The 7,977-nt window shown below is 59.6% G+C and carries 5 protein-coding genes and 1 pseudogene; all 6 read left to right on the top strand.

Annotated features, from left to right (window positions below):
* A pseudogene (locus PMI09_RS25640) lies at nucleotides 1–359 on the top strand (succinate dehydrogenase/fumarate reductase flavoprotein subunit); the annotation flags it as partial.
* A gap of 17 nt (nucleotides 360–376) precedes the next feature.
* Nucleotides 377–1,159: a succinate dehydrogenase iron-sulfur subunit gene (locus tag PMI09_RS25635; protein WP_007801274.1), complete on the top strand. Its 783-nt coding sequence runs from the start codon at nucleotides 377–379 to the stop codon at nucleotides 1,157–1,159.
* A 467-nt stretch (nucleotides 1,160–1,626) separates the two neighbouring features.
* Entirely contained in the window at nucleotides 1,627–3,075 is a 1,449-nt protein-coding gene (gene fumC, locus PMI09_RS25625) for a class II fumarate hydratase (protein ID WP_007801270.1), read from the top strand.
* Nucleotides 3,076–3,177: 102 nt separating this feature from the next.
* Nucleotides 3,178–4,872: an NAD-dependent malic enzyme gene (locus PMI09_RS25615; RefSeq protein ID WP_081499119.1), complete on the top strand. Its 1,695-nt coding sequence runs from the start codon at nucleotides 3,178–3,180 to the stop codon at nucleotides 4,870–4,872.
* Nucleotides 4,873–5,015: 143 nt separating this feature from the next.
* Nucleotides 5,016–6,353, top strand: a complete 1,338-nt coding sequence (locus tag PMI09_RS25610; RefSeq protein ID WP_007801266.1) for an NAD(P)/FAD-dependent oxidoreductase — start codon at nucleotides 5,016–5,018, stop codon at nucleotides 6,351–6,353.
* 132 nt (nucleotides 6,354–6,485) lie between these two features.
* A complete protein-coding gene (locus tag PMI09_RS25605; RefSeq protein ID WP_007801264.1) occupies nucleotides 6,486–7,850 on the top strand; it encodes an SAM-dependent methyltransferase in 1,365 nt (454 codons plus the stop codon).
* The last annotated feature ends 127 nt before the right edge of the window (nucleotides 7,851–7,977 follow it).

Below are 7,977 nucleotides of genomic sequence, written 5' to 3'. Positions count from 1 at the left end.
CGGGCTGCAAGCGCATCTCGGCTATCTGGGGCGAGCTGTCCGACATCAAGATCGGTGATCGCTCGATGATCTGGAACTCAGACCTCGTGGAAACGCTCGAACTGCACAATCTGATGGCCAACGCCATTGCCACGGTCTATGGCGCCGAGGCTCGCAAGGAAAGCCGTGGCGGGCATGCCCGCGAGGATTACACCGGCGGACCCTACAGCGGCCGCGACGACGTTAACTGGCGCAAGCACACGCTTTCCTGGGTCAACGACGCCGGCGACGTCAAACTCGACTACCGCCCTGTTCATACCGAGCTCATCGCAGAAGGCATCGATCCGCACAAGATCCTGCCGAAAGCCCGCGTCTATTGATCTGAAAGGAACTTGCCATGGTTGAACTCGCTCTCCCCAAGAACTCCCAGATGCGCGAAGGCAAGGTGTGGCCGAAGCCGGCGGGTGCGAAGAACACCCGCGAATTCCGCGTCTACCGCTGGAGCCCGGATGACGGGCAGAACCCGTCGATCGACACCTTCTACATTGATGTCGACGACTGCGGTCCGAGAGTGCTCGACGGTCTGCTCTATATCAAGAACAAGATCGATCCGACGTTGACGCTGCGCCGTTCCTGTCGCGAAGGCATCTGCGGCTCCTGCGCGATGAACATCGACGGCACGAATACGCTGGCCTGCCTCAAGGGCCTCGACGATATCAAGGGTGCGGTGAAGATCTATCCGCTGCCGCATATGCCCGTGGTCAAGGATCTTGTTCCCGACCTCACCAACTTCTACGCCCAGCACCGCTCGATCGAGCCGTGGCTGAAGACGGTTTCGCCGACGCCGGCGAAAGAGTGGAAGCAGAGCCACGAGGATCGCCAGAAGCTCGACGGTCTCTATGAGTGCATTCTCTGCGCCTGCTGCTCGACCTCCTGTCCGAGCTACTGGTGGAACGGCGACCGCTATCTCGGCCCGGCCGTCCTGTTGCAGGCCTACCGCTGGCTGATCGACTCACGAGATGAAGCGAAGGGCGAACGCCTCGACAATCTCGAGGATCCGTTCCGCCTCTATCGCTGCCATACGATCATGAACTGCGCGCAGACCTGCCCGAAGGGTCTCAACCCGGCCAAGGCGATTGCCGAGATCAAGACGATGATGGTCGAACGCCGGGTCGGATAAGCGACCACCTTATAGCAAACATTCGATCCTCGCCGACCGCATTTGCGAGCCCGACGGTGAGATACAACAACGCTTTTCGTCGCGCGCCATCCCCCAAGGATCATCCAAATGAAGCGCCATGAGTGTGAAGACCAGAAGTCACAATCCCCCGGATTCGCGTTCCCGCTCGCTATGTATCTGATCTGTCTGTCGGGAATCGGGACCTACATTGCGGTTGGCACACCTTGGTCCTCCTCGCCGCTGAAAGACGCAGCCGCCCCCCACGCGAGGTTTGTCGCGTCCGCTCAGGCTGGCTGCATCGAATCGCAATTCGCCGGGAGTCATATCTTTTTTGTATCGCAGCACACGAGCTCAACGTCCCGGACTGGTCGTTTAGTCGTTGCCAAAGAAAAGGAGTCCCCCCTCATGAGCCGAGAACTCTTCCGCATCTCTCAAGCCAACCTGTCACACCAGGAAGTGAGACTGCCATGAACAGCATCAGCAGCAAGCAGCACGTGGAGCACCTTACCGGCCGCGCAAGCTTTCGCAGCGAGGCCGACGGCCTAGGCTCAGTCAACGTTCCCGCCGACAAGCTCTGGGGCGCCCAGACCCAACGTTCGCTCGAGCATTTCAGCATAGGCCATGACCTGATCCCGCGGGAAATGATCACTTCCTATGCGATCTTGAAGCTGGCCGCTGCCACCGCGAACTGCGAGGGCGGTCGCCTCGAGGTTCAGGTGTTTGAACTGATCAAGCGTGTCTGCGAGGAGATCCTGGAGGGGAAACTCCATGATATGTTCCCGCTCCACGTCTGGATGACTGGCAGCGGCACCCAGTTCAACATGAACGTCAACGAAGTCATTTCCAACCGCTGTTGCCAGCTTATGAACACCCCGCTCGGCAGCAAGGCCCCCGTCCATCCGAACGACCACGTCAACATGTCTCAATCATCCAACGACAGCTTTCCGTCGGCGATGAACATTGCTGCCGCCGCAGGAGTCGCGATCCGTTTGATCCCGGCCGTGACCGCGCTGCGCGACGCCATCGCGGTAAAGGCCGAAGAATGGGCCGATATCGTCAAGATCGGCCGGACGCACATGCAGGACGCGACACCGCTCACGCTCGGCCAGGAATGGTCGGGCTATGCGGGCATGCTGTCCGACGATCTCGAGCGGATCAAGGACGCACTCAAGGGCGTCTATCGGCTTGCGCTCGGTGGCACCGCCGTTGGTACTGGAATCAATGCTGCACCGGGATTTGCGGAAGCCGTTGCGGCCGAAATTGCTAGGCTCACCGAGCTGCCTTTTGTCAGTGCGCCGAACAAGTTCACGGTCCAAGGCGCCCATGACGCACTGGTTCACCTCTCCGGCACACTGCGCACCCTTGCTGTCTCGCTCTATAAGATCGGCAACGATATCCGGCTGTTATCGTGCGGCCCGCGCGCCGGTTTGGCGGAACTGCTGATCCCGGAAAACGAGCCGGGCTCATCGATCATGCCCGGAAAAGTCAACCCGACGCAGGTCGAGGCGCTGACGATGATCGCTGTGCAGGTCATGGCGAACGACGTGGCCGTCGGCTTTGGCGGAGCCGGCGGTTATCTTGAAATGAATGTCTACAAGCCTCTGATGATTGCCAACATCGCGCAGTCGATCACCATTCTCGCCGACGGATGCACAAACTTCCGCGCCTTCCTGGTTGAGGGTACGCAACCCAACCGGAAGAAGATTGCGGAATATGTGGAGCGCTCGTTGATGCTGGTCACCGCGCTCGCGCCGGTCATCGGCTATGATAAGGCTTCGAAAATCGCTCATCATGCTGCCGACCACGATCTGACGTTGAAACAGGCCGCGCTTGAGCTCGGCTTCGTCGACGAGCAGACGTTCGATCGTGTCGTCGATCCGGCCAAGATGGTGACACCCTATGTCGCCTCCGCCTGACGACCGTCATGGGCTGCAGACTTACTGTCCCAGGCTGCTAGTTCCCCTGTCGCTTTGGTCGCGGTCGGCGAGCCCATGCCGACGGACCTGCTCCCCGCCAGTATGGCACCCTCGGACTGCCGCAGCCATCCGCCACCAATCAGACTGAACAACAACAGGAAGGAAAGCCACATGTCCACTAACATTCCCACCGGCCATGCGCTGCTGCGTGACTCTCGGCTGAACAAGGGCACCGCATTCACCGTCTCCGAACGCCGCGAATTTGGCCTAGAGGGCCTGCTGCCACCCGTGCCCCTTTCCCTCGAGTTGCAGGTGTCGCGCCTGAACAACGAACTCGCTGAGCTCGACAGTGACCTGCAACGCTACCTGCTGCTGTCCGACCTTCAGGTGCGCAACGAAACGCTGTTCTATGCCCTGCTGATGTCGGATCCGGCTCGCTTCATGCCGATCGTGTACACGCCGACGGTGGGCGAAGGCTGCCAGAAATTCGACCATATCTACCGCAATCCGCGCGGCATGTACCTGCCAATCAGCGCGCGGGGACGGTTGCGCGAACTGCTTGCCAACTGGCCGCAAAAGGACGTCCGGTTCATCGTCGTCACCGACGGCGAGCGCATCCTTGGCTTGGGCGATCTCGGTGTTGGCGGCATGGGCATTCCGATTGGCAAGCTTGCCCTCTACACCGCCTGCGCTGGCGTGCCGCCGCAGTACTGCCTGCCGGTAACCCTCGACGTCGGGACCAACAATCACGAACTTCTTGAAGACCCGCTCTATCTCGGCCTACGCCAGGAACGCGTGCGCGGCGAGGCATACACGGCCTTCGTCAATGAGTTCGTCGATGCCGTTCAGGCGCTCTATCCGAAGTGCTGCATCCAGTGGGAAGACTTCGCGAACTTCAACGCTGTGCCGATCCTTGCCAATTACCGCGACAAGGTCTGCACCTTCAACGACGACATCCAGGGCACGGCGGCGGTCGCTTTGGCCGGCATCTACGGCGCCTTGCGCATCTCCGGGCAGCGGCTTGCCGATCAGCGTTTCCTGTTTCTCGGTGGCGGATCGGCGGCGACCGGTATTGCGGGGCTGATTAGCCGGGCGATGACGCTCGATGGCATGAGCATGGCCGAGGCTGGCGCCTGCACTGCGTTGTTCGACGTCAACGGCTTGCTGGTGGCTTCGCGCACCGATCTTGCGGAGTTCCAGAAGCCCTTTGCCCTCAAGCATGAGCCAGTGACAAGCTTCGTGGAGGCGGTCAAAGCGCTCCGCCCGACGGCGATCATCGGCGTCAGCACCATGCCAAAACTGTTTAATCAGCAGGTAATCGAAGCCATGACCGAGATCAACGAGCGGCCGATCATCTTCCCGTATTCCAACCCGACCTCTCGGTCCGAATGTACCGCCGAGGAGGCCTATCGCTGGTCCGGAGGACGGGCGATCTTTGCCAGTGGCAGCCCGTTTTCCCCGGTCGAGGTGAATGGCAAGACCTTCGTGCCGGGCCAGGGCAACAACGTCTACATCTTCCCTCCCATGGGCATGGCTGTGTTCGCCACCGAGGCCGAGCGGATAACCGACGACATGTTCATCGTCGCGGCCAAGGCGGTCGCCGAACGGGTGACGGAGGAAGATCTCGCCACCGGGCTTATTTATCCGCCGCAGAGCAGAATCTTCGCAACCTCGCTCCATGTCGCGACCCGCATCGCTGAGTGCATTTTCGATAAGAACCTGGCGCGTGTCGAACGTCCCAAGGACATCGCGGCGCTCATTCAGGCGCGCCTGCACACCCCCAGCTATTCGGTCTGAGGCAGGATTGCGATGACCGTCGAGGTCATCGGATGCGGGCGGGCATCGGCTGTTGAGTCGACGCTTTGCCTGGTTGCGTCTGCAAATCCACGGGCGTGCGATCGTTGGCCGTCTCCGTCACAGCACTTGCGAAAAGGTGATCCATGAACGCCAAATTGGCAGATCCCCCGAACAACCTTGCCGTCTCAGACGCGGTTCAAACAGGGCAAACGAAAGCGCACAAGCGTATCGTGATTGCTGGAGGTGGTTTCGCGGGGATCGCCGCGGCGCGCGCTTTAGAGCGCGCGGATGCGGAGGTCGTGCTGATCGACCGGCGCAATCACCACATATTTCAACCGCTGCTCTATCAAGCGGCCACCGCGGTGCTTGCACCCTCGGAAATCGCAGCGCCGATCCGGCAGCTCGCCGTCAAGCAGAGAAATGTGACCGTGATGCTCGCGGAAGTGACCGGAGTTGACCTGAGTTCCCGAACGGTCGATGCCAGCTGCCCTGGCCTCGGCACTCGCAAGGTCCCGTTCGACCATCTAATTATCGCTACCGGAATGCGCCCAAGCTATTTCGGCCATGAGGAGTTTGCTCGGTATGCGCCAGCTCTCAAGGACCTGAATGATGCAGAGACGATCCGAACAAAAATACTTCGCGCCTTTGAGCTCGCCGAAACGACCGATGACGCAAGCGAGCGCGCCCGGCAGATGACCTTCGTGCTGGTCGGCGCTGGTCCTACCGGAGTGGAACTGGCGGCATCGATGGCGCACATGGCTGCCGTTACGCTGCGCAAAAATTTCCGCCGTATTGATCCGGCGGATAGCACCATTATTCTACTCGAAGGCGGCAACCGAGTGCTTCCGACCTTCGCCGAGACCTTGTCGAGGAAGGCAACGGCACGGCTCGAAGAGCTCGGCGTCAAGGTTATGACGGGAGTCAAGGTCGAAAAGGTCGATGAGCAAGGCGTCGTCGCCGGCGGCAAAAGAATCTCGAGCGCGACCGTCCTTTGGACCGCCGGGGTGGCAGCATCACCGATCGTGAAAATGTTCGGCGCGGACACCGATCGGGCCGGTCGCGTCATCGTTGGTCCGTGCCTGGAGGTCCCGGGTGTGCCGGACGTCTTCTTCGTGGGAGATACAGCATCAGTCATGCAGAACGGACGGCCGGTGCCTGGCGTCGCCCAAGCAGCAATCCAGCAAGGACGTTACGTGGGGCGGCTGATCTGCAACCGGCTTAAAGGGCGGGATGCGAAGCGTCCGTTCCGATATTCCAACAAGGGCAATATGGCCGTGGTGGGTAGGAACTTTGCGATCCTCGAGGCCGGTCGCTTTCGCATGAGTGGATTCCTGACGTGGCTGATATGGGCATTCATTCACATGGCCTCGCTTCCCCAGCTGCAGAATCGTCTGCGGGTCGAGTTCCAATGGCTCTGGTCCTACTTCACCGGTCAACGCACGTCGCGCCTGATTTCCGAGCCGCCGAGGACAGTGGACTAGCACGGGGCCTGCTGCTGACCCTCGAGACGAGGGTCGCCACCATTTCAGTAAGTTGCTTCAACTCACAGTGAAATTACATCAGGCAGTTTGCGTCTCATTCAACAGTCGCAGCCTTAATCATCGGAGCCAACAATGGAACTCTTGCTGCATTCCGTCCTGCGCCGGATCATCAAAATTGGCGAACTGCACGTGGTCTATGCATCCGGTACAAAGCGGGCCTACGGCAGCGCCAAGAGCGTCGTGTCCATTCATATCAAAACGCGGGCCGCTGAACGCTCCCTATTCCTGAATCCGGAGCTGGCCGTTGGTGAGACATTCATGAACGGCGAACTGGAAGTCACCCAAGGGTCTGTTTACCAACTTCTCGAGCTCTTGTTCAAAAACACGCGGGTTTCCGATCTCGGTGGTTGGCCAGGCGTGCTGCGGAAGTTCAATTTTGCCTTGAGACGCGTCCATCAACTCAACACTTTGAGAAAGTCCCGCCAGAATGTGTCCCATCACTACGACCTGAATGGTGATCTGTACCGCCTGTTTCTCGACGAAGATAGCCAGTATTCATGCGCCTACTTCGAACATCCGGCTGCCAGCCTGGAGGAAGCGCAGCTTGCCAAGAAGCGCCACCTCGCCGCTAAGCTCCAGCTATCCCCCGACCATCGTGTGCTGGATATCGGTTCAGGATGGGGCGGCCTTGGTCTTTACATCAACTCCGTCATTGGCAGCGATGTGACCGGTGTCACCCTTTCCGAAGAGCAACACGCTGTCTCGAACGCGCGCGCAGCCGATACGAAAAGCGCCGACAATGTAAGGTTCTTGCTCACCGATTACAGGGAAGTCGATGAAAGCTTCGATCGCATCGTTTCCATCGGAATGTTCGAGCATGTTGGCGTAGGCCATTTCGACGAGTTTTTTGCCAAGGCGCGGCGCCTGTTGAAGCCAGAGGGGGTCTTTGTCCTCCATTCAATCGGTCAGTTCGAAGGTCCTTCACATACCAATCCGTGGATCCAGAAGTACATTTTCCCCGGCGGATACATCCCCTCGCTGTCGGAAGTCTTCCCGGCGCTTGAGCGCCAGGGACTTGTGGTGTGCGATGTGGAAATACTGCGCTTGCACTACGCAGACACTTTGAAGGCTTGGCGGCAGCGCTTCCTGCAGCGCCGTGAGGACGCGGTCAGAATCTATGACGAGCGGTTCGCGCGCATGTGGGAGTTCTATCTCGCCGCTTCGGAAACGGCATTTCGGCATCAAGGCCTGATGGTTTTTCAGCTACAGCTTTCGCTGGACCAAACTGCCGTCCCCCTCACACGCGATTATCTCGTGAAAGCGGAACGGGAGTTGATGCAGGCTGAGACTGAAATCGCTCTTTTGAAAGATTCGCGCGTCCGTCTCCAGCCGCGGGAAAGCATCTCGCCTATTTCGCTTGTTCGCGGAAGTCATACTGAAAAGTTGGACAGTGCCAGCTCTTCGGAGTTGTGTCCCGTCCTGCGGGGTCGACTATGACTACGAAAGCCGTCCTGCTGCCGGATGCCCCTCCCGGCGGACCGGCCTCGACCCGCCACTGAGGGCAACGCCCGCAATATCCGAGGATTACAAGGAATCTGCATCCATGAGCGTTTCAGGCCTGCCA

Origin of the sequence: Rhizobium sp. CF122 (assembly GCF_000282035.1) — a bacterium.
Taxonomy (GTDB): Bacteria; Pseudomonadota; Alphaproteobacteria; order Rhizobiales; family Rhizobiaceae; genus Rhizobium.
Note: the sequence above shows the minus strand (reverse complement) of the source record. Positions and strands in the feature narration are given on the sequence as shown.